Consider the following 20,646-nt stretch of genomic DNA (forward strand, 5'->3'; position numbering starts at 1 on the left):
AGGCGGAGGAGGAGCCGATAACAGCGTTATCGGCGACGACAACGCAGCGAGGCGCCGCCTGGGCCACGCGCAGCAGGGCTTGATTTACCAGGCACGACCTAGCTCGTCAGCTCGGCCGCCCGCGCCCTCGCCCACGCGTCCGCCGTGAGGACCTCCTCCACGGACGCCGCCGGACCGGGGGTGTGGGCGGCCACCACGCGTTCCACCGTGTCCACGATGCCGAGGAACGGCAGGGCGCCCTTCAGGAACGCCTCCACGCACACCTCGTTCGCCGCGTTGTAGACCGCCGGCGCCGTGCCGCCCAGGGCGCCCACGTGGCGGGCCAGCGCGACCGACGGGAACGCCTCGTCGTCGAGCGGCTCGAAGGTCCAGGTGTGGGCGGTGGTCCAGTCGACCGCCCGGGCCGCGCCGGGCACCCGCTCGGGGTAGGCCAGCGCGAGCGAGATGGGCAGCCGCATGTCGGGCGGGCTCGCCTGCGCGATCGTCGAGCCGTCGGCGAACTCCACCATCGAGTGGATGATCGACTGCGGGTGGACCACCACCTCGATCCGGTCGAACCCGATGTCGAACAGCAGATGGGCCTCGATCACCTCCAGGCCCTTGTTCACGAGCGTCGCCGAGTTCACCGTGATGACCGGGCCCATGCTCCAGGTCGGGTGGTTGAGCGCCATCTCCGGCGTCACATCCGTCAGCTCAGCCCGCTTCCTGCCCCGGAACGGGCCGCCGCTCGCCGTCACCACCAGCCGCCGTACGGCCGCCGGGTCGGCCCCGCCCGGCCCGGCCGCCCACAGGCACTGGGCGAGCGCGGAGTGCTCGGAGTCCACCGGGATCATCTGCCCCGGCCCGGCCAGGCGCTTGACCAGCGGGCCGCCGACGATCAGCGACTCCTTGTTGGCCAGCGCGAGCACCCGGCCCGCCTCCAGCGCGGCGAGCGTGGAGGTCAGTCCCAGGGCCCCGGTGATGCCGTTGAGCACGATGTCGCAGGGCGACGCCGCGACCTCCGCCACCCCCTCCGGGCCCGCCAGCACCCTCGCCCGCGCGCCCGCCGCCGCCAGGGCCTCGCGCAGCGCCGGTACGGCCGCCGGGTCGGCCACCGCCACCGTCTCGACCCCGAAGTCGGCCGCCTGCCTCGCCAGCAGGTCGACCCGGCCACCGCCCGCGGCGAGCGCGGTCACGCGGAACCGCCCGGGAGCGTTGGCGACGACGTCGAGAGCCTGGGTGCCGATGGAGCCGGTCGAACCCAGCACGACGACAGACCGGGGCTGCGGCAGGGATTGGGAGCTCATTCCCTCATTGTCGCCGAGACGACCCGCGGGCCCGCAACGGCACAGGCCGTACGCGGAACGGCCGGAGCTGAAGAGGAAGGTACTGCGCAGAAAGATGCAGGGGGGAAACCAGCACATATATGACCGAATCTGCCCATAACCGTATAGGCGGATTGCGAGAAATCCGGTTGAAGGCGTCGCTACTTTCCCGCGTCAGGACATCCCGACACGCGTCAGGCATCCCGACACGGAGGTAGGCATGCACCCCACGGCACGACGTCTCGCCGTTCTCTCGGTCCCCGCCCTCGCGGCGGCGGGGGCGATGCTCCCCGCCACGCACGGCGCCGCGGCGGCCGTGACGGGAACCGTCACGCAGTCGGCCGCCGCCGGCCCCAGGCCCGCCGTTCACGAGGCGGCCGACACGACGACCGAGCAGCGTACGGTCAAGAAGTTCTGGACCGTCGCGCGGATGGAGGCGGCCGAGCCGCTGGACGCCCCCGGCACCGGCGACCGTCACTTCGCGGCAGCCGGCTCCGCGTCCGACTCCGCGTCCGACTCCGCGGCGGAATCCGCGCCCGGTTCCGCGCCCGCCGACGCGTCCATGCAGCGGCCCGCGACGGTCGCCCCCACCCTGACCGCCGCCAAGGGCTCGGCCGCCGACGCGACCTATGCCTCGTCGCGGACCTCCGGCTCCTCCTGGACGGCGGGCGGGACGGTGACGAAGACGACGGGCAGGGTGTTCTTCACGGTCACGGCCGGATCGGACGCCGGTCGGAACGCCTCCTGCTCGGGCACCGCCGTCACCAGCGCCAACAAGAGCGTGGTCATCACCGCGGGGCACTGCGTGAAACTGAACGGCGCCTTCCACGCCAACTGGGTCTTCGTCCCCGGCTACGACCAGGGCAACCGGCCCGACGGCACCTGGCCGGCGACCACCCTGCTCACCACCTCGCAGTGGAACTCCGGCGAGAACATGAACTACGACGTCGCCGCCGCCGTCGTCGCGCCGCAGGGCGGCAAGAGCCTCACCGACGTCGTCGGCGGTCAGGGCGTCGCGTTCAACCAGCCGCGCGGGCGCCAGACGTACGCCTTCGGCTACCCGGCGGGCGCGCCGTACGACGGGTCGAAGCTGGTCTACTGCAGCGGACGGACGTTCGACGACTTCCTCAGCTCGCAGGACCAGGGGCTGAGCTGCGGCATGACCGGCGGCGCCAGTGGCGGCCCGTGGTTCCTCAACTTCAGCGCGAGCACCGGCAGCGGCCTGCTCAACTCGGTGAACAGCTTCAAGTACAACTTCGCGTCCTACTGGATGTTCGGTCCCTACTTCGGCCCGGAGGCCGAGGCGGTCTACAACACGGCCCAGAACACGACCCTCACCTGATTCACGGAAAGTAACCACAAGAACACCTCTCGTGGTCCACACTCGGGAGCCATGACTCCGAGCCTCCCCTTGCTTGCCGTCACCGCCCTCGTCACCGGACTCCTGGCAGTCCCCGACCGGGAGGTCTCCCCGATCGGAGACGTCGTGGAGCACGTGGCCGGGCACGCCTCCGGGACTTACTGGACACCGCAGCGGATGGCGCGGGCGGTCCCGATCGGGCTGCTGGGGGACCTGCGGAAGATCACCGCCGCCCGGCCCGGCACCTCGTCGCTGCTTCCGCCGGCCGCTCCCCCGGAGTCGGTGCTGCCGCCCGTCGCCCGGGCCGCCCTGCCGCCGGCCGCCGGGCTGGTCGTCGCGCCCGGTCAGGCGGCGCGACGACCCGACGGAACGACCCGGGCAAGCAGGACACGGCAGGCGGCGGCGATGCCCCCGGCCACCACGAGCGGCACGCGCTGGGCGGCGGGCGGTTCGGTGACGAGGACCACCGGCAGGGTCTTCCTCACGCTGAACGGGGTGGACTTCTCCTGCTCCGCCAGCGCCGTGCGCAGCGCGAACAGGGACCTGGTCGTCACCGCCGGGCACTGCGTCAAGGACGGCGCCGGGGACTGGGCGGAGAACTGGACCTTCGTCCCCGGATACGACGAAGGGCGGCAGCCGTACGGCGCCTTCCCGGCACGGCGGATGTTCGTCGCGGGCCCCTGGTCGCGCTCCGGGAACGACGACTACGACGTGGGCATGGTCGCCGTGGACGACCTCGACGGGCAGCACCTGACCGACCTGGTGGGCGGGCAGCCCGTCGCCTTCGACCCGCCCCGCAGCCGCCGGACCTACGGTTTCGGGTTCCCCGCCGACCCTCCGTACGACGGCGAGCGACTGCTCTACTGCGCGGGCGTCCCCCACGGCGACCCGCAGGGGCAGACCCGCGACCAGGGCCTGCGCTGCGACCTCACGGCGGGGGCCAGCGGCGGGCCCTGGCTCAGCGGCTTCGACCCGGCCTCCGGCCGGGGCACGCTGACGTCCGTCAGCAGCTTCAAGTACAGCAACGACCACCGCACGATGTACGGCCCCTACTTCGGCGCCGCCGTACGCGACCTGTTCCGCACCGCCGAGCGGGCGTGACGGGCTAGAAGAAGACGGGGGTACGCGAGTCGATCCGCCGGAGGAAGGCCCACCAGGTCCACGTCTGGACCGCCAGCACGAGCGGGATCACTACCACGAGGAACCCGGCCAGCGCGTCCAGAGCGGACCAGACGGCGAGTGAACGCCCGGCGACCGGCTCCAGGCGGAGGCCGACGAGCACCGCCGGGGCGGCCGCCGCGAGCGCGGTCAAGGCCAGCGCGATGCGGGGCCGGGCCGCCACGATCCTGGCCGAGACGACCAGGGCGATCATGGCCGTCGCCTCGGCGGCGACCGCCGGCGTTCCCTGCGAGGGCGCTCGCGCGAGGAGACCGGCCCCCAGCAGGACGGCGTACGCCGCGGCGGCCGGCAGGGCCAGGCGGCGGACCACCCGCAACGGACCCCCGATCAGGTCCACGGGCAGGCGCACGACGAGAAACGTGGCACCGTGGACGAGGAGGACGACGGTCACGGTCAGCGCCCACAGCAGCGGATACCAGCCGAAGGGCATCCGGACCGGCTCCGACCCCGGCGTCGTGGTCACCACGTTGCCGACCAGGAGTCCGAGCGCCACCGCGAAGGCTCCGCTCGCCCCGGTGAGTACGCGGTCCCACCCGCGCCGCCAGCCCGGCCTCTCCAGCCGGCTCCGGAACCATACGGCGGCGTCCCTGACCGTCCAGAGCACCAGCACGACCGCGATTTGGTGGTAATGAGTGCGGAACAGCGGCCCCTCCAAGCGGGGCAGCACGGCCAGGAACGTCGCCACCGTGACCACCAGCCACACTTCGTTCCCGAGGAAGAACGGACCGAACGCGGTGACCGTGGCGCGCCGCGCCCGCTCCCCGGGTCCGCCGGCGCGCAGCAGCATGCCGGCGCCGATGACCGTGCCGTCCAGCACCAGGTAGACGCCGAACAGCGCACCGAGCAGGCCGTACCAGAATGCTTCCACACGTACTCCCGGATGCTCGACGACGTCAGATCATGGTCGTGCCGACCGGCCCGGCTGGTTCGGCCTGGGCGAGGGGCGTGCCGAAGGCTCCGTCCTCCGGTCCCCGCCGGGCGAAGCGGGCGATCAGCCAGTAGCCGGTGACCGCGAGCACCAGCATCACCCCGGCCGTCGCCAGGAAGACCGCGAGAACGACGTTCTCGGGCATGGGCGTCACCGCCTGCTCGGTGGTGAGCAGGCCGTAGACGGCCCAGGGCTGGCGGCCCACCTCCCGCACCAGCCAGCCGGCCACGACCAGCCCGAACGGAACCGGGATCGCCGCGACCAGGACGCAGAGAGGCACGCGAAGCCGGATGATCCAGTCGCGGAAGAGCAACGCCACCAGAGCCACGGACAGGAGCACCAGCCCGAATCCGGTCCGCAGCATGACCTGGTAGGCGACGCCGATCCATTCCGGCGGCGCCTGGTCACCGGGGCCGATCATTTCCAGCACCGCGAGCTTCATCGGCTGGGTGTCCTCGATGACGACGAGTTGCAGCATTCCCCAATGGACGGTGGCGAGCGTCCCGACGGGCAGAACCGCGACGGCCAGGCGCAGCGAACGCCGGAAGAACGCCGCGTCGCCGGTGCGCTTGAGGAGGTGCCAGGCGCTCACGCCCGCCACGAACATCGAGCCGACGATCAATGAGGCGAACACCACGTGCAGGAAGGCGTCGCCCAGGTTGGGGTTGCGCAGCAGCGCTCCGAACCCGGCGAGACGGCGGCCCCCCGCGTCCTGCGCCCCGACCGGGTGCTGGAGAAACGCGTTGGCGGCGAGAATCCACAGCGCCGACACGTAGGCGGAGATCCCGACCAGCCAGATGAGGACCAGGTGGGTTTTCCTGCCGAGCACGCCCCAGCCGAAAATCCAGGCGCCGAGAAGCGTCGACTCGACGAAGAAAGCGGTCAGGGTCTCCAATGCCAGAGCGCCACCGAACGCGTCGCCGAAACCCTTCGTCAGGGTGCTCCAGTTCAGCGCGAATTGCAGTTCGACGACGATGCCGCCGATGATGCCCACGCCGTAGTTGACGACGTACAGCCGGCCCCAGAACTTCGTCATACGCTCGAACGACATGTTGCCGGTGACGACGTACGCGGTCTCCATGGCGATCACGAAAACAACGAGGCCGAGCGACAGCGTGACGAAAAGGAAGTGGATCGAAGCGGTGGTCGCGAACTGAAGGCGGGCGATCGTCGCCACGTCCATCACCCCTCCGGCGTCGGCACGGTCCCGGCAGTGGAAATCCCCTGGCGACGAGCCTTCCGCGTGCCCGGCCCCCTGTCATCGCGCCGTGGTCGCCCGGCGCGTACAACCTGGGGGAGGAATTCGCGCCCCTGCGATGTCCGGCAGCGGTACGGCGGATACTCCCGTGGAATGATCCGCCGGCGCTTGCGACGTCATACGGTGAATCAAGTGGGTCGTGAGAGCTTGCGCCGGATGCCCAGGGCGTTCGTCGTCGACTGCGCCTTGTCATTCGCCGTCGCCGTCTCCACCGTCCTCACCAGCGTCATAGCCGGGGGCCGGGCGGAGCAGAGCCCGCCGGCCTGGGTCGGCCACCTGTTATTGGTCGTAGCCGCCGTGTTCCTTGTGGCGCGACGCCGATTCCCGCCGCTGGTGATGGTCCTCACCATGCTGGTGTCGCTTGTGTATTTCGGCCTCGGATTCGGAACCGGCGCCTTCACCGTCGCGCCGGCCCTGGCCGTCTACACCGCGATCACCGCCAAGCACAGGATCGCCGGATTCACGGGCGCGGCCGTCTATCTCGTCATCGTGCTGCTGGCCGATCGCTCCGGCGGACAGCGGGACGTCTCCGAAGGGAACGTCTGGATGGTCATCTGGATTCTGGTGATCGTCGTTGTGGGCGAGGTGTCGCGCGGCAGGGCCGAACACCTGCGAGGGGTCGCGGAACAGGCGGCACGAGCCGAACTCACCCGTGAGATGGAGGCACAACGGCGGGCCGACCAGGAGCGCCTGCGCATCGCGCGCGAACTGCACGACGTGCTGGCGCACAACATCTCGGTGATCAGCATCCAGGCGGGCGTCGCCGAGCATCTCCTGCACAGGGATCCCGACAAGGCCCACGCCGCAGTGACGACGATCAGGCACGTGACCAAGGACGTGCTGGTCGAACTGCGCTCGATCCTCGACGTGCTCCGCCGCGTCGACGAAGCCGGCGAGATCTTCCCTCCGTCCGGCGTCGAGGGCATCGAGCGACTGGCGGGCCTTGCGGCTGCCGGCGGCATCACGGTCGACCTCGACGTCCGGGGCCGGGCGAGCCGGGTGCCCGCGGACGTCGGCCTGGCCGCCTACCGCATCGTCCAGGAGTCGCTGACCAACGTGATCAGGCATTCCGGTGCGGCGCACGCGAGTGTCGTCGTCCATGTGAACGAGGCCGACGTGCTGATTCGCGTGCGGGATGACGGGCGGGGCGCCCCGGGGGACGACGTCCGCGCCGGCAACGGAATAGCGGGGATGACGGAGAGGGTGAGAGCGATGTCCGGCACGATCACGGCCGCGCCCGCGGATGAGCGCGGCTTCGTGGTGGAGGCGCGGTTACCGTTGCGGCGGCCCGAGCCGTGATCCGCGTCCTGCTGGCAGACGACCAGCCGCTCGTGCGCATGGGACTGCGCGTGCTGCTCGACTCCGAAGACGACATCGAGGTGGCGGGGGAGGCGAGCCGGGGCGACCAGGCGGTCGAGATGGCCGTCTCGCTCCGGCCGCACGTCGTCCTCATGGACGTCCGCATGCCGGGAGTGGACGGCATCGAGGCCACCCGCAGGATCGCGGGGGACCCGCGCCTCGACCATGTCCGTGTCGTCATCCTCACCACGTTCGAGAACGACGAGTACATCTTCAGGGGGTTGCGCGCGGGCGCCGTCGGGTTCCTGGTCAAGGACATAGAGCCGACCGGCCTGCTGGAGGCGGTGCGCGTGGTGGCGGCGGGCGACGCCCTGCTGTCCCCCGCCGTGACCCGGCGGCTGATCGAGGAGTACGTCGACCGCAGCGGCGACCCGGTCCACTTCCCGGAGCTGGAGTACCTCACCGAGCGGGAGCGTGAGGTGCTCGTGCTGGTCGCGCGTGGACTGTCCAACAACGAAGTAGCCGGCTCCCTCCGGTGCAGCCCCGCGACCGCCAAGACGCACGTCAGCAGGATCATGACGAAACTCGCCGCCCGGGACCGGGTCAGGCTCGTCGTCATCGCGTACGAGTCGGGGCTGGTGCGACCGGGGTGGAAGGTCGGTTGAGGGGTCAGAACGGCGACAGCGGCTCGGCGTTGTCCTCGTCCACGATGTCGGCGGCGGACCGGACGATCAGGGGGTCGGGCTCGCCCACGACCGAGGGGTCCTTGTCGTCGTAGTCGTACAGGGACAGGACGTAGCGCATCGCCTCCAGCCTGCCGCGCTTCTTGTCGTTGCTCTTGATGATCGTCCAGGGGGCGTCCTCGGTGTCGGTGTTGAGGAACATGTCCTCCTTGGCCCGGGTGTACTCGTCCCACAGGTCCAGCGAGGCGATGTCCATCGGCGACAGCTTCCACTGCCGCACGGGGTCCACCTGGCGGATGACGAACCGGGTGCGCTGCTCGGCCCGCGACACCGAGAACCACAGCTTGACCAGGCGGATGCCGTCGCGCACGAGCATCCGCTCGAACAGCGGCGCCTGGTACATGAACTCCATGTACTCCTCCGGAGTGCAGAAGCCCATGACCCGCTCGACCCCGGCCCGGTTGTACCAGGACCGGTCGAACAGCACGATCTCCCCCGCGGCCGGAAGGTGCTCGACATACCGCTGGAAGTACCACTGGGTGCGCTCGCGCTCGCTGGGCTTCTCCAGCGCCACGACGGTCGCACCACGGGGGTTGAGGTGTTCCATGAAGCGCTTGATGGTGCCGCCCTTGCCGGCCGCGTCCCGTCCCTCGAACAGGATGACCAGGCGGCCGCCGGTGTCCTTCAGCCAGTACTGCAGCTTCAGCAGCTCGATCTGCAGCAGCCGCTTCTGCCGGTCGTACTCCTGCCGGGAGATGCGGTGGTCGTACGGGTAGTGCTCGCGCCAGGTGTCCACCGGGCCGCCGTCGGCGCGCACGAGGACGGGATCGTCGTCATCGTCGTCCAGCACCTTCAGCCCCGGTGTGCGGCGCAGCAGTTCGACCCCGTCGGGATGCTCCCCTACCTGCGGTGATACTTCCGGCATCTCAGCGTCCCGTTCACTCGGCCAGCATGTCCGCGGACGTCCCGCTGCCCTGCGCCGGGTGCCGTACACCCGGCTTGCGGCGAGCGCGGCTAGTTCACCTACGGATCCGCCGGGAACGTCACGGCGACCTCGAGGCCGCCGCCGGGGTTCGGGCGCGCTCGTACGGCGGCCCCGTGCGCCGTCGCGATCGACGCGACGATCGACAGCCCGAGCCCCGCGCCCTGCCCTCGGGTCGTGTGCAGGCGCCGGAAGGGCGCGAAGAGGTCGCCGAAGCGTTCGGCCGGCACCTCGGGACCGGTGTTGCGGACCGTCAGCACACCCCCGGCGAGCGTCACCTCGACGGCTCCTCCGGGGTGGTTGTAGCGGACGGCGTTGTCGACGAGGTTGGTGACGAGCCGATTCAGCAGGACCGGGTCACCGTAGACGAGGAACGGCTCCTCAATCCGCGCGGTCACCGACACCTCGTCCGCGTCCGTCTCGGCCAGGACGAGACGGACGACCTCGTGGAAGGCAACGGGAGCCCGCCACTGCAGGCCGTGCTCGGCCTGGGAGAGGACCAGCAGCGCGTCGATGAGGCCCTCGATCCGGTGGTTGTGGAACAGGAGCTTCTCGCGGATCTCGCCGACGTCCTCGGGCAGGCCGATCTCGATCGCCGTCCGCTGCACGGCCAGCGGAGTGCGCAGCTCGTGGGACGCGTTCGCGATGAACCGCCGCTGCCCCTCGACCGAGCGCTCCAGCCGGTCGAGCATGGCGTCGAAGGTGTCGGCCAGCTCCTTCAACTCGTCCCGCGGCCCGCCGAGGGCGATCCGCTCGTGCAGGGTGGACAGGGACAGCCGCTGCGCGGTGGCGGTGATCCGGTGGACGGGCCGCAGGATCCGCCCCGCGATCACCCAGCCCACGACCACCGACACCAGAGTCAGGACCCCGATCGCCAGCACGCTCACGTCCCACTGATAGTGGATCACCTCCCGCGCCAGCTCGGACAGCGGCGGGAACGGCTCCACCTCAGGTCCGGGGAGCGGGGCGACCGGGGCCGGGGGTGCCCCTCCCAACCCCGGCGGGCGAAAGCTCTCGATCCGCGAGTGCAGCGCCTGCCGCAGCAGCGTGTTGACGATGACCAGCAGCACGACGGAGGTGAGCAGGAAGAGCCCCGAGTAGATCAGCGTGAGTCGTACCCGGACCGTCGTCACAGCAGGTATCCGGCGCCGGGGACGGTCTGGATGCACGGCGGGTCGCCCAGCTTCGCGCGCAGGCGGCTGACCACGACCCGCACCACGGTCGTGAAGGGGTCGGCGTTCTCGTCCCACGCCTCCTCCAGGAGCCGCTCGGCGCTCACCACCGCGCCCTCCGCCCGCATCAGCACCTCCAAGACGGCGAACTCCTTGAGCGACAGGTGCAGGTGCCGGCCGTCCCTGGACGCCTGGAGCCGGTGCGTGTCGAGCACGATCCCGTGCCGGGTCAGCACCGGGGGCACCTGGTCCCGGCTGCGCCGTCCCAGCGCCCGCACCCGCGCGACCAGTTCGGTGAAGTCGAAGGGCTTGGGCAGGTAGTCGTCGGCTCCCATGCCGAGGCCGGCGACCCGCTCCGGCACCGACGACGCCGCCGTCATCATGAGGATCCGCGTACGGCTCCCGCGCGCCACCAGCTCGCGGCACACGAGGTCGCCGTGCAGCTCGGGCAGGTCGCGGTCGAGCACGAGGACGTCGTAGTCGCTCACCGCCAGCCGCTCGGCCGCGGCGGCCCCGTCGTACACCACGTCGACCGCCATGGCGTGGCGGCGCAGTCCCATCGCCACGAGGTCGGCCAGGTCGCGCTCGTCTTCGGCCACGAGTACCCGCATGCCGACGTTCGTAGCCGAAGCGGGGTAACAGCGGCGTTAACGGTTCCGTTCACGGCCGTGCAACCCACCTCCGGCCACGCTGATGGGCATGATCAGAACTCTCTGCGCCGCCGTCCTGCTGGCCGCCGGCACCCTGTCCGCTGCTCTCCCGGCCACCGCCGCGCAGGCCGCCGCCGTGCGGGTCACCACGGGCGGCGGGTGTGTCAGGATCACCGCGCCACCGCCCGAGTCCGCGCCGCCGACGTCGGTGAACACGCTCCGGCAGGCGTACGAGTGCGTGCTGGACAACTACTACAGCGGGCCCGTGCTGGATTCGAAGGTCCTGCTGCGGGACGCCCTCGCGGCGTACACCCAGGATCTGATGCGGCGCGGCGCCGACAAGGCCGGCCTCCGCCTGCCCGAGCTGACGGGGAACCGCGACGCCGACTGGGCCGCTTTCGCCGACGTGATCGGCACCGGCGACCCGGACGCGCTGCGCGCCGCGATCATCGGGATGGTCGCCGGACTCCACGACGACCACGCCCGGGTGGACAGACCCGCTCCCCCGCCGGAGGGCGGGCCGACCGGCACGGGCATCGCGGGCCTGTCGGCCGCGCAGGGCCCACGATTGGACCCGGCGGCCCGGCCGCCGCTGTTCATCACCCGCGTCCTGCCCCGCAGCCCGGCCGACAAGGCCGGCATCCGGCCCGGCGACATCATCGAGAAGGTCGACGGCGTACCGGCGTTCATCGGGGACAAGGTGAACCAGAGCCTCATCGACGCGTTCGCCTCGGACACGGTACGGCTCACGCTGAAGCGGCCCACGACAGGACGCGTCAGAACCGTGCAGCTCACCGCGGGTCCCCTCGAAGTGCAGGAGCGGGCGGTGACGTCGAAGACGCTCCCCGGCGGCGTCACCTACGTCAAGGTGCCCGGGTTCTTCGAGGGCGCGGCCGACCAGGTCATCGCCAAGTTGAAGGGCACGTCGAAGGCCGCGGTCATCGACCTGCGCGGCAACGGCGGCGGGTCGCCGCGCGAGGTGACCCGGCTGCTCGGCGCGTTCGCGCACGGCAAGATCACCAGCTATTTCTGCCCCCTCAAGGGGGGCTGCGCGGCCAACCGCACCGACGACACCGTGCCGCTGCTCGGGCTGCGCCTGGTCGTGCTCACCGACCGCGCGTGCGCCTCGGCCTGCGAGGACTTCAGCGCGGCCGTGAAGGACAACGGCCTGGGCGCGCTCGTCGGGACCCGCACCGCGGGGGCCGTCTCCGGGCCGGCCGAGCCGTACCTTCTCGACGACGGCGGTGTGCTGCTGCTGCCCAAGGTCCGGCACCTCGGCCCCGCCCGCGAGCTCATCGACACGATCGGCGTGCCGGTCGATCACGAGGCCCCCATGACGGCCCTCGATCTGGCCAAGGGGCGCGACCCCGGCCTCGCCACGGCGCTGAGTCTCCTCTGACGGCGCCGGTTTCCCAAGACGAGGGGCCCGGGGGACGTGGTCCCCCGGGCCCCTTCGGACGCGTGGTTCTACAGCGTGAGGCCGGTGAGCACCATGACCTTCTCGTAGGTGAGGTCCTCCATGGCCGAGCGGAGCCCCTCGCGGCCCACGCCCGACTCCTTGACCCCGCCGTACGGCATCTGGTCGGCCCGGTAGGACGGCACGTCGCCGATGATGACGCCGCCGACCTCGAGCTCGCGGTTGGCCCGGAAGGCGACGTCCAGGCTGCGGGTGAACACCCCGGCCTGCAGGCCGTAGCGGGAGTCGTTGACCGCGGCGAACGCCTCGTCGACCGAGGCGACCCGCTGCACGATCATGACGGGCCCGAAGACCTCCTCGCAGGCCACCTTGGCGTCGGCGGGCACGTCGGCCAGCACGGTGGGGGCGACGGTCGCGCCGTCCCTGGTGCCGCCCGCCAGCAGGCGCGCCCCGGCCGAGACGGCCTCGTTGACCCAGCTCTCCACGCGGATCGCGGCGTCCTCGCTGACGAGAGGACCGACCTGCGTCTTGTCGTCCGCGGGGTCGCCCGTCACGAGCGCGCCGACGGCGGCGACGAGCTTGTCGGTGAACGCGTCGGCGACCGTGTCCTCCACGATCACGCGCTGCACCGCGATGCAGCTCTGGCCCGCCTGGTAGTTGGAGAACAGCGCCACGCGGCTCGCCGCCCAGTCGAGGTCGGCGTCGGCCAGCACGACCGCGGCGGCGTTGCCGCCGAGTTCGAGCGTGACGTGCTTGCGCGGCACGCTGTCCATGATCGAGTAGCCGACCGGGCCGGACCCGGTGAAGGAGACGACCGGCAGCCTGGGGTCCTGCACGAGAGAGGCCGCCCGGTCGTTGGGCACCGGCAGCACGGAGAACATGCCCTCGGGCAGGTCGGTCTCGGCCAGGATCTCGCCGAGGACGAGCGCCGACAGCGGGGTCGCGGGCGCGGGCTTCACCACGATGGGCGCGCCCACGGCGATGGCGGGAGCGACCTTGTGCGCCACCAGGTTGAGCGGGAAGTTGAACGGCGTGATCGCCAGCACGGGGCCGTACGGCACGCGGGAGACGTAGGCGAGCCGTCCCTGCGCCGCCGGCTCGGTGTCGAGCCGCTGCACCTCGCCGCTGAAGCGGCGTGCCTCCTCCGCGCCGAAGCGGAACGTCGAGATCGCGCGGCCCACCTCGCCGCGCGCCCAGAAGATCGGCTTGCCGTTCTCCGCGCTGATCAGGCGGGCGATCTCCTCGGCGCGCTCGGTCAGGCGCCGGGCCACGTGGGCCAGCGCCTCGGCGCGTACGTGGATGGGCAGCGCGGCGGCCTGCTTGCGTACGGCGTCCGCGGCGGCCACGGCCTGCTCGACCTGCTCGGGGGTCGGCACCGAGTGGACGCCGACGACCTGGCCGTCGTGGGAATTGGTCACGGCCTGCTCGGCGTCCCCGGTCGCGGGGCGCCCGGCGAGCCAGAAGGGGCGGGGTTCGGAAGTGCGGCCTACGTCCATGTCTTCACGCTATGCCACCTGGTGGGAGCCGGTCGCTACTCCGGACGGGCCAATCACCGCCCCCCGCCGCGCCATCATGGACAACTCCTCACATGTCACAGATGCGCGGCAATTTCATGATGTTTTCTGTTTCACTGCGGTTTGAAAGCCGAGCGGCATGGTTAAGTCATCATCCGGGTCTGTCGCGGGACCCCCAATATGAGAAGGGCTCGTCGCTGATGGGTACGCCGGCGCCGCTCGGTCTTCAGGGTGCCTACGCACGTGGCCATCGCAGCAACTACGACGAGCTGCGCACCCGTCTCCTCGACGTCGCCAACGACCTGCTCGCCAAGGCCGGGCCGGAGAGCCTCACCGTACGCAGGATCGCCGCCGAGGCCGGCTGCTCCACCCAGGTCATCTACACGATGTTCGGCAGCAAGGAGGGACTGGCCGAGGCGCTCTACCTGGAGGGCTTCGAGCGGTTTCGGCGCAGGCTGGAGGCAGTGCCGAAGCGCGACGACCCGCTGGAGCACCTGAGCCTGCTCGGTCCCGCGTACCGGGAGGCGGCGCTGGCCGAGCCCGGCTACTACAGCCTTATGTTCGAGCGGGCCATCCCCGGCTTCGTGCCGAGCGAGCGCGCCCGCACGCTCGCGAGGGCCGCGCTCAACATCGTTGACCGGGTGATCGCCGACTGCATCTCCGCGGGCCACCTCGTGCCCACCCAGCCCCGGAAGATCGCCGACGCGCTGTGGGCCGCGGCTCAGGGCGCGCTCAGTCTGGAACGTGCCGGGCATCTGCCCGACGGCAAGACGTACGAGATCGTCACCGAGGCCGCCGTCCGCGCTTTCCTCACGCGCCCCTCGGCCTGACCGCGTCACAGGCACAGCGCGATCCACAGCTCGGCCCGGACGGCGGGATCGTCCAGATCGCGCCCGAGCAACTCGCTCACCCGCTTCATCCGGTATCGCAGCGTGTGCCGATGCACGCCCAGGCGCTGCGCCGCGGCGTCCCAGTGGCCGTTGCTGGCCAGGTAGGCGCGCAGCGATTCGACCAGATCGGCGCGCGAGCCGTAGTCGCGGAGCGGCGCGAGGATCGCCGCCGCGAACGACGCGGCCGCGGCCGGATCGAGCAGCGACAGCAGCCCGCGCCCGGCGAGTTCGCTGAAGCGCGCCACCGGCGAGGCCGAGACGAGCGCCCGCCGCGCCTGGTCGAGGGCCCGGTCGAGGGCGGTGGCGAGGGCCCGGTCGGGGGCACGGTCGGGGACACGGTCGGGGACACGGTTGAAGGCGCGGTCGAGCTCGGGATCGGGGCTTTCCTTGCGGTCTTCCACAAGGCTCTCGGAACGGGCGATCTCCACGCCGGGTGCGCTGACACCCACCCGGCCGTGCCGCGCGGCCAGCGCGACGACCTCGTCGGCGTGCGGGTCCGGGGCCAGCACGACGAGCAGCCCTTCCCAGGGCGCGGTGAACGTTCCCACGGCGGCGAAGGCGGCGCGCGGGCCCGGCGCCGCGCCGGTCAGGGCCTCGGTCAGCGCCTCCGGGTCGGCGGTGTCGCAGGCGAGGATCGTGACCGGCTCCCCCGGCAGCCGCATGCCCAGGGCCGCCAGCGTCTCCGCGGCCGCCCGCCCCTCACCGGCCAGCAGCAGCCGGAGCACCGCCGACCGCACGTGCGCCGCCGCCGACCGCTGCTCCCTGCCCTGTTCCAGCGCCAGCGTCAGCAGGGACCCGGCCGCGTTGACGACCGTGTGCGCGATGGGCGAGAACGGACGCGGCGACCCCACCGCGAAGAATCCCCTCCGGCCCAGCGGCTGGACGACGACGTGCTCGTCCGGGGTGGACAGGGCGAGGCTCGCCAGGGACGGCGCGCTCCGCAGCCGGGCGATCTCGGGCTCCAGCGATCGGGCCGTCTCCCGCGCCCAGTCCCCCGCCGCGCCGCGCCTGTCACCCGAACTTGCGTGCTTGTCACCCGGGCCGGCATGACGGCCGGTCGCGTCGGCGGCGTGCCGTACGGCGCCCGCGGGATCGAGCAGCAGCGCCCAGCCGCCGATCTCCCTGGCCAGCCGGTCCACCACGGCCACCGGCCCCTCCCGCTGGAGGGCGGCGCGGGTGAGCCTGCCCTGGGCGGCGAAGGCGCGGCTGATCTCCTCGTACTGCTCCCCCGCGAGCAGGTCGCTGACGGCCTTGCCGATGGCGATGAAGGGGGTGTTCCTCGGCACCTCGACCAGCGGCAGCCCGGCGGCCTCGGCCGCCTCGGCGAAGGCCGGCGGCACCGCGTCGTGGCTCAGCCCCACCCCGAACCCCAGCCCGGTGACGCCCCGGGCCACGAGCCGGGAGACGTACGGCACGGCGTCGCCGGCGTACAGGCGCATGCCGGTCGTGAGCACCAGTTCGCCGCCCTCCAGGAACGGCGTGGGGTCCTCCAGCTCGCTCACCGCGACCCAGCGGACGCGGCGGTCGAGGCCGTTCCGCCCGGCGAGAACCTCCAGGTGGAGCGGTACGATCGCGGTGATCCGGCGCAGCGTGGGTGCCACTGCTCTTCCCCCCGAACACCCGGCTTGTCCTCACCGGCCAAAAGTACGCCTACATTCTGACATAGCGGCGTATCGGCTGGTGGAGGCGGCGGCCGTACCGTCGGAGATATGAGCACTGCCACCACGCACGGCGGCCCGCAGCTCCCGCAGGAGCGCCGCCTCGTCACCGAGATCCCCGGCCCGCGGTCGCGCGAGCTGTTCGCGCGCAAGCAGTCCGCCGTGCCTCCGGGCATCGGCACCACGCTGCCCGTCTTCGTGACCCACGCGGGCGGCGGTGTGATCGTCGACGCGGACGGCAACTCGCTGATCGACTTCGGCTCCGGCATCGCCGTGACCAACGTCGGCAACGCCGCCCCCCGAGTCGTCGAGCGCGTGCAGAAGCAGGTCGCCGACTTCACCCACACCTGTTTCATGGTCGCCCCGTACGAGTCGTACGTCGCGGTGTGCGAGAAGCTCAACGAGCTCACGCCCGGCGACCACGAGAAGCGGACGTTCCTGGTCAACAGCGGCGCGGAGGCCGTCGAGAACGCGGTCAAGGTCGCCCGGCACGCCACCGGACGTCAGGCGGTCGTCGTCTTCGACCACGGCTACCACGGCCGCACGCTGCTGACGATGACGCTGACGGCCAAGAGCATGCCGTACAAGCACGGGTTCGGGCCGTTCGCGCCCGAGGTGTACCGGGTGCCGCTCGCCTACCCGTTCCGCTGGCCGACCGGCCCGGACAACTGCGCCGAGGAGGCCGCGGCCCAGGCGATCGACATGATCAACAAGCAGATCGGCGCGGAGAACGTCGCGGCGGTGCTCATCGAGCCGATCGCGGGCGAGGGCGGATTCATCGAGCCGGCCCGCGGCTTCCTGCCGAAGATCGTCGAGTTCTGCCGCGCCAACGGCATCGTCTTCATCGCCGACGAGGTGCAGACGGGCTTCGCCCGCACCGGCCACATGTTCGCCTGCGAGGACGAGGGCATCGTCCCGGACATCATCACCACCGCGAAGGGCATCGCCGGCGGCCTTCCGCTGGCGGCCGTGACCGGCAGGGCCGACCTGCTCGACCACGTGCACAGCGGCGGTCTCGGCGGCACGTACGGCGGCAACCCGCTCGCCTGCGAGGCGGCCCTGGGCGTGCTGGAGACCATCGAGCAGGACAAGCTCGTCGAGCGCGCCCGGCACATCGGCGAGATCATGCTGCCCCGCCTGCGCGCCATCCAGGAGCACAACCCGATCGTCGGGGACGTGCGCGGGCGCGGCGCGATGATCGCCCTCGAGCTCGTGGTCCCGGGGACCAAGGAGCCCTACCCGGCCGCCGAGATCGCACGCAGGTGCCACGAGCAGGGCCTGCTCGTGCTCACCGCCGGGACGTACGGCAACGTGCTGCGCTTCCTGCCACCACTGGTCATCCCGGACCACCTGCTCGAGGAGGGCCTCTCCATCCTGGAAAAGGCGCTCAACGTGGACTAGACGGTTTGAACAACATCAAAAGGGGCACCCGGTCTGTTCCGAGGTGTCCCTTTTGTTGTTGTACGGCTTGCGTTATGCCTCGATTTAACCATCGCTTGGCCCGACTCGCGCCGATCACGAAGGGTAACCGCGTTATAACGGTTCCGATAGGTGATCGAGGGGGGACTTTGATGGGCTGGAACCCGAACGGCGCCGAGCGGCTCATGCTGACGTTCGACCCTGCCGGCCTCACCACCACGCAGCGCGACGGCGACGCCTGCGTCGTCTGCCACAAGAAGTGGCCCCGCCCCCGGGTCAAGGTCGGCATGCTCCCCGACAACGCCCCCGTCCACGCCTGTGACGACTGCGCCGAGGCGCTGCTGCCCGCCCCAGAGGGCAAGGTGCCACTGCCCCGCCGCTCCCGGGCGGCCATGTCCTAACCCCGGCCAGCAGGGCTCAGCCCCATCCAGGGCGCCTACGACCGGTGCCGGGTTGCTCCTATTTCGGGCCTTCCCTACCGAGATCACCGCGCCCAATAATGCGCAATGTGGACAAACTGCGCGGCGCGCTGCCGCTGACTCTGGCCGCGCCGGCCGCGGGATCGGCCGCGATCCACTTCGGTGTGATGTCCGATCACTTCGCCATGTCTCCCGGACACGGCGTGCTGTTCGCCGTCGCGGGATGCGTGCAACTGGCCTGGGCGGCGGCCCTGCTCCTGCGTCCCACGCAGGTGGTGCTGCTGACCGGTGGGTTCGCCAACCTCGCCCTGGTCGTGATCTGGCTGGTCGGCAGGACGGCCGGGCTTCCGCTCGGCCCCGACGCGTGGACCCCCGACCCCGGAGGCGCCCCCGAGGCGCTCGCGGCTCTCCTGGAGACGCTGCTCGCGGCGGCCGCGCCGGCCCTCGTCGCGTACGCGTCGGTCGCTGACGACGACGGCCTTGGCTCCCGCCGGCCGATCGGCATGCTCAGCGGCTGGAGGAGCCGGTCGGCGGGAGGAGTGGGGGCGGCCGCGGTCGCCTGCCTGGTCGCCGCCGCGGTCGGCGTCAGTTTCACCTCCTGGGGCACCACGGCCTTCGACGAGATCCTGGTCGCGCGCCCCGCAACGGCCTCGCCGGGACCGCTCGCGGGACACCACCACCACGGGGCGGCGCAGCCTCCGGCCACGGCGGCGCCCGAGGAGCCCCTGACTCCAGGCGCGGGCGTGGTGGCGGCCGACACCGCGACGAGCGCGGCGCAGGCCCTGGCTGCGGCGGTACGGCGGGAGACCGCCGGTCGTCTGCCGACGGCGGCGGACGCGGAGCGGGCGGGCTACCGGGTCTGGACCGACAACGACGGCGTCCAGCAGCTCGCCAACCCCGCGCTGCTGCAGGACGGCCTGGTCCTCGACCCGGCGCAGCCCGAGGTGCTGGTCTACCACGGAGGGAAGACCCTGCTGGGCGCGGTGTTCGTCATGCCGCCGGGCACCCGGGGCCCGGCGATCGGCTCGCTCACGCCGTGGCACTCACACACCTGCCCCCTCTGCGACCCGCCTAGCGAGACCGACATGCTGCACGTGTGGCTGGTGGACTATCCGGGCGGCGGGTTCGCCGACATCTCGGGACCGGCCCTCCAGGCCGCGGTCGCGAAGCTTCCCCCCGCCTCATGACACGCTCCTCGTGACGTCCTCAGGTCGCCAGATCCTCCAGGTGGGCGGCCAGCACGGCGCTCACGCGGTCGGGCGGCATCGGCTCGGGCCGAGCCAGGACGTGGACGGCCAGACCGTCGATGAGGGCGTGTAGCCGCGCCGCCTCGAACTCGGCGTCCCGATGAGCGGCGAGCTCCCCCTCCTCGGCGAGCACGCGGACGACCAGAGTCGTCGCCTCTCCCACGCCGTCGTCCGCGCGGCGCAACCAGTCGGCGGCGGCCGGGTCGCCCTGGGCGCGCGCGGCCAGTTGCAGCCAGACCTCGGCCTCCGCGCGCCGCTCCGCGTCCATGGGCAGCAGTTCCTCCAGCAGGCGGCGTACGGCGACGCGGACGGGGCCGTGGTAGACGGTGGTCTCGATACGCGCGCGGACCCGCGTGACGACGTGCTCCATCGCGAAGGCGAGCAGCTCCGACTGGGTCGAGAAGTAGTGCCGCAGCGCGCTCGGTGACCAGCCGGCCTCCGCGGCGATGCTGCGCACCGTGGCGGCGCCGACCCCGTCCCGGCGCACGACCCGCCACAGCGCCTCGGCGATCTCCTCCCGCCGCACCTGGTGGTCCACGATCTTCGGCACAGCACTCCTCTCGCCCCACTCCTCCCGCCACGCATCCCGCCGATTTTTATAGCACAATGTGTGAAAAAGCTTTTGTAGCACGCCGTGCGAAAAAGGAGCCGTGATGCTGTTCGGACTGATCGTCGCCTGCGAGGTGGCGTTCTGGGTGCTGCTGGGCGCCGGGCTCGCCGTCCGTTATCTCCTGCGCCGGCGGCGGCTCGGCGGCCTGCTGCTGCTCGCCGTCCCCCTGGTGGACCTGGTCCTCCTCGTCGCGAGCGTGGCCGACCTCGGTGGCGGCGGCCGGGCGGAGTTCACGCACGGGCTGGCCGCGGCCTACCTGGGGTTCACCGTCGCCTTCGGGCACGACATGGTGCGGTGGGCCGATGTCAGGTTCGCCCACCGCTACGCCGGAGGGCCGCCGCCCGACCGGCGCACGCGTTACGGCAGGGAGCGGGCCCGGGACGAATGGCGTGCCTGGGGCAAGGGCATGATCGGCTGGGCCGTCGCCTGCGGCCTGCTGCTGGCCGGGGTCGTGGTCATCGGCGACCTCGGACGCGCGATGGCGCTCCTGGAGTGGGCCGGCCGCCTGACGTTCGCCATGGTGGTCTGGCTGGTGTTCTGGCCGCTCGCCTACACCCTCTTCCCCAAGCGTGCACCGGTGGACGCCCGCCCAGCCCAGGACGCCCGCGAGCCCGACCACGACCGGGTGCCGCACACCTCCGGCGAACAGAGCTGAGC

The 20,646-nt window shown here is 71.7% G+C and carries 19 protein-coding genes; 10 read left to right on the forward strand and 9 right to left on the reverse strand.

Annotated elements, in window-relative coordinates; all coding sequences use genetic code 11:
• Positions 1-98 precede the first annotated feature (98 nt).
• Complete coding sequence (gene dxr, locus IL992_RS13830) at positions 99-1,286, reverse strand: 1-deoxy-D-xylulose-5-phosphate reductoisomerase (protein WP_193203739.1); 1,188 nt, start codon at positions 1,284-1,286, stop codon at positions 99-101.
• Between the two features lie 238 nt (positions 1,287-1,524).
• Here dxr and IL992_RS13835 point away from each other — a divergent pair, with 238 nt between their 5' ends.
• Positions 1,525-2,646, forward strand: coding sequence for a trypsin-like serine peptidase (locus IL992_RS13835; RefSeq protein WP_193203740.1), 1,122 nt, complete (start codon positions 1,525-1,527; stop codon positions 2,644-2,646).
• Between the two features lie 51 nt (positions 2,647-2,697).
• Entirely contained in the window at positions 2,698-3,765 is a 1,068-nt protein-coding gene (locus tag IL992_RS13840; protein WP_193203741.1) for a trypsin-like serine peptidase, read from the forward strand.
• Positions 3,766-3,769: 4 nt separating this feature from the next.
• Here the strand turns inward: IL992_RS13840 and IL992_RS13845 are convergent, their stop codons facing one another.
• Together IL992_RS13845 and IL992_RS13850 are read right to left on the reverse strand one after the other, a co-directional pair.
• Positions 3,770-4,711 carry a cytochrome d ubiquinol oxidase subunit II gene (locus IL992_RS13845; protein WP_193203742.1) on the reverse strand — a complete coding sequence of 314 codons (942 nt, stop codon included), beginning with the start codon at positions 4,709-4,711 and terminating at the stop codon, positions 3,770-3,772.
• Between the two features lie 25 nt (positions 4,712-4,736).
• Positions 4,737-5,954, reverse strand: a complete 1,218-nt coding sequence (locus tag IL992_RS13850) for a cytochrome ubiquinol oxidase subunit I (protein ID WP_193203743.1) — start codon at positions 5,952-5,954, stop codon at positions 4,737-4,739.
• 207 nt (positions 5,955-6,161) lie between these two features.
• Here IL992_RS13850 and IL992_RS48355 point away from each other — a divergent pair, with 207 nt between their 5' ends.
• On the forward strand, positions 6,162-7,328 hold the full coding sequence (locus tag IL992_RS48355; protein ID WP_193203744.1) for a sensor histidine kinase: 1,167 nt from the start codon (positions 6,162-6,164) through the stop codon (positions 7,326-7,328).
• On the forward strand, positions 7,325-7,993 hold the full coding sequence (locus IL992_RS13860) for a response regulator (RefSeq protein WP_193203745.1): 669 nt from the start codon (positions 7,325-7,327) through the stop codon (positions 7,991-7,993). Before IL992_RS48355 ends, IL992_RS13860 begins: the two co-directional genes overlap by 4 nt.
• 4 nt (positions 7,994-7,997) lie before the next feature.
• Here the strand turns inward: IL992_RS13860 and ppk2 are convergent, their stop codons facing one another.
• The 3 genes from ppk2 to IL992_RS13875 form a co-directional block, all read right to left on the reverse strand.
• On the reverse strand, positions 7,998-8,936 hold the full coding sequence (gene ppk2 / locus IL992_RS13865) for a polyphosphate kinase 2 (RefSeq protein WP_193203746.1): 939 nt from the start codon (positions 8,934-8,936) through the stop codon (positions 7,998-8,000).
• A gap of 98 nt (positions 8,937-9,034) precedes the next feature.
• Entirely contained in the window at positions 9,035-10,126 is a 1,092-nt protein-coding gene (locus tag IL992_RS13870; protein ID WP_193203747.1) for a HAMP domain-containing sensor histidine kinase, read from the reverse strand.
• Entirely contained in the window at positions 10,123-10,776 is a 654-nt protein-coding gene (locus tag IL992_RS13875) for a response regulator transcription factor (protein WP_193203748.1), read from the reverse strand. The genes IL992_RS13870 and IL992_RS13875 overlap by 4 nt, the downstream gene beginning before the upstream one ends.
• A gap of 88 nt (positions 10,777-10,864) precedes the next feature.
• Between IL992_RS13875 and IL992_RS13880 the strand changes: the two genes are divergently transcribed.
• Positions 10,865-12,214: a S41 family peptidase gene (locus IL992_RS13880; RefSeq protein WP_193203749.1), complete on the forward strand. Its 1,350-nt coding sequence runs from the start codon at positions 10,865-10,867 to the stop codon at positions 12,212-12,214.
• Positions 12,215-12,282: 68 nt separating this feature from the next.
• On the opposite strand, the gene IL992_RS13885 is transcribed toward IL992_RS13880, so the two are convergent.
• The gene (locus IL992_RS13885; RefSeq protein ID WP_193203750.1) at positions 12,283-13,728 is read right to left on the reverse strand and encodes an aldehyde dehydrogenase family protein; all 1,446 of its coding nucleotides are present in this window, start codon (positions 13,726-13,728) and stop codon (positions 12,283-12,285) included.
• Positions 13,729-13,946: 218 nt separating this feature from the next.
• Between IL992_RS13885 and IL992_RS13890 the strand changes: the two genes are divergently transcribed.
• Entirely contained in the window at positions 13,947-14,576 is a 630-nt protein-coding gene (locus IL992_RS13890) for a TetR/AcrR family transcriptional regulator (protein WP_193203751.1), read from the forward strand.
• Between the two features lie 5 nt (positions 14,577-14,581).
• Here the strand turns inward: IL992_RS13890 and IL992_RS13895 are convergent, their stop codons facing one another.
• Positions 14,582-16,237, reverse strand: a complete 1,656-nt coding sequence (locus IL992_RS13895) for a PucR family transcriptional regulator (RefSeq protein ID WP_193203752.1) — start codon at positions 16,235-16,237, stop codon at positions 14,582-14,584.
• Between the two features lie 108 nt (positions 16,238-16,345).
• On the opposite strand from IL992_RS13895, the gene gabT reads away from it, so the two are divergent.
• From gabT to IL992_RS13910, 3 genes are all read left to right on the forward strand, one after another.
• Complete coding sequence (gene gabT / locus IL992_RS13900) at positions 16,346-17,695, forward strand: 4-aminobutyrate--2-oxoglutarate transaminase (protein WP_193203753.1); 1,350 nt, start codon at positions 16,346-16,348, stop codon at positions 17,693-17,695.
• A gap of 170 nt (positions 17,696-17,865) precedes the next feature.
• Complete coding sequence (locus IL992_RS13905; protein ID WP_139576006.1) at positions 17,866-18,114, forward strand: hypothetical protein; 249 nt, start codon at positions 17,866-17,868, stop codon at positions 18,112-18,114.
• 107 nt (positions 18,115-18,221) lie between these two features.
• Positions 18,222-19,319: a hypothetical protein gene (locus tag IL992_RS13910; RefSeq protein WP_193203754.1), complete on the forward strand. Its 1,098-nt coding sequence runs from the start codon at positions 18,222-18,224 to the stop codon at positions 19,317-19,319.
• 19 nt (positions 19,320-19,338) lie between these two features.
• On the opposite strand, the gene IL992_RS13915 is transcribed toward IL992_RS13910, so the two are convergent.
• Positions 19,339-19,929, reverse strand: coding sequence for a TetR/AcrR family transcriptional regulator (locus IL992_RS13915; RefSeq protein ID WP_193203755.1), 591 nt, complete (start codon positions 19,927-19,929; stop codon positions 19,339-19,341).
• Between the two features lie 103 nt (positions 19,930-20,032).
• Here IL992_RS13915 and IL992_RS13920 point away from each other — a divergent pair, with 103 nt between their 5' ends.
• On the forward strand, positions 20,033-20,644 hold the full coding sequence (locus tag IL992_RS13920; RefSeq protein ID WP_193203756.1) for a hypothetical protein: 612 nt from the start codon (positions 20,033-20,035) through the stop codon (positions 20,642-20,644).
• The last annotated feature ends 2 nt before the right edge of the window (positions 20,645-20,646 follow it).

Source organism: Microbispora sitophila (assembly GCF_014892245.1).
Classification (GTDB): domain Bacteria; phylum Actinomycetota; class Actinomycetes; order Streptosporangiales; family Streptosporangiaceae; genus Microbispora; species Microbispora siamensis.

Bases quoted from the DNA above. Each gene is read 5' to 3' on its own strand.
- dxr (WP_193203739.1), bottom strand. From the start codon at position 1,286: ATGAGCTCCCAATCCCTGCCGCAGCCCCGGTCTGTCGTCGTGCTGGGT.
- IL992_RS13835 (WP_193203740.1), top strand. From the start codon at position 1,525: ATGCACCCCACGGCACGACGTCTCGCCGTTCTCTCGGTCCCCGCCCTC.
- IL992_RS13840 (WP_193203741.1), top strand. From the start codon at position 2,698: ATGACTCCGAGCCTCCCCTTGCTTGCCGTCACCGCCCTCGTCACCGGA.
- IL992_RS13850 (WP_193203743.1), bottom strand. From the start codon at position 5,954: ATGGACGTGGCGACGATCGCCCGCCTTCAGTTCGCGACCACCGCTTCG.
- ppk2 (WP_193203746.1), bottom strand. From the start codon at position 8,936: ATGCCGGAAGTATCACCGCAGGTAGGGGAGCATCCCGACGGGGTCGAA.
- IL992_RS13875 (WP_193203748.1), bottom strand. From the start codon at position 10,776: ATGCGGGTACTCGTGGCCGAAGACGAGCGCGACCTGGCCGACCTCGTG.
- IL992_RS13880 (WP_193203749.1), top strand. From the start codon at position 10,865: ATGATCAGAACTCTCTGCGCCGCCGTCCTGCTGGCCGCCGGCACCCTG.
- IL992_RS13885 (WP_193203750.1), bottom strand. From the start codon at position 13,728: ATGGACGTAGGCCGCACTTCCGAACCCCGCCCCTTCTGGCTCGCCGGG.
- IL992_RS13890 (WP_193203751.1), top strand. From the start codon at position 13,947: ATGGGTACGCCGGCGCCGCTCGGTCTTCAGGGTGCCTACGCACGTGGC.
- gabT (WP_193203753.1), top strand. From the start codon at position 16,346: ATGAGCACTGCCACCACGCACGGCGGCCCGCAGCTCCCGCAGGAGCGC.
- IL992_RS13905 (WP_139576006.1), top strand. From the start codon at position 17,866: ATGGGCTGGAACCCGAACGGCGCCGAGCGGCTCATGCTGACGTTCGAC.
- IL992_RS13920 (WP_193203756.1), top strand. From the start codon at position 20,033: ATGCTGTTCGGACTGATCGTCGCCTGCGAGGTGGCGTTCTGGGTGCTG.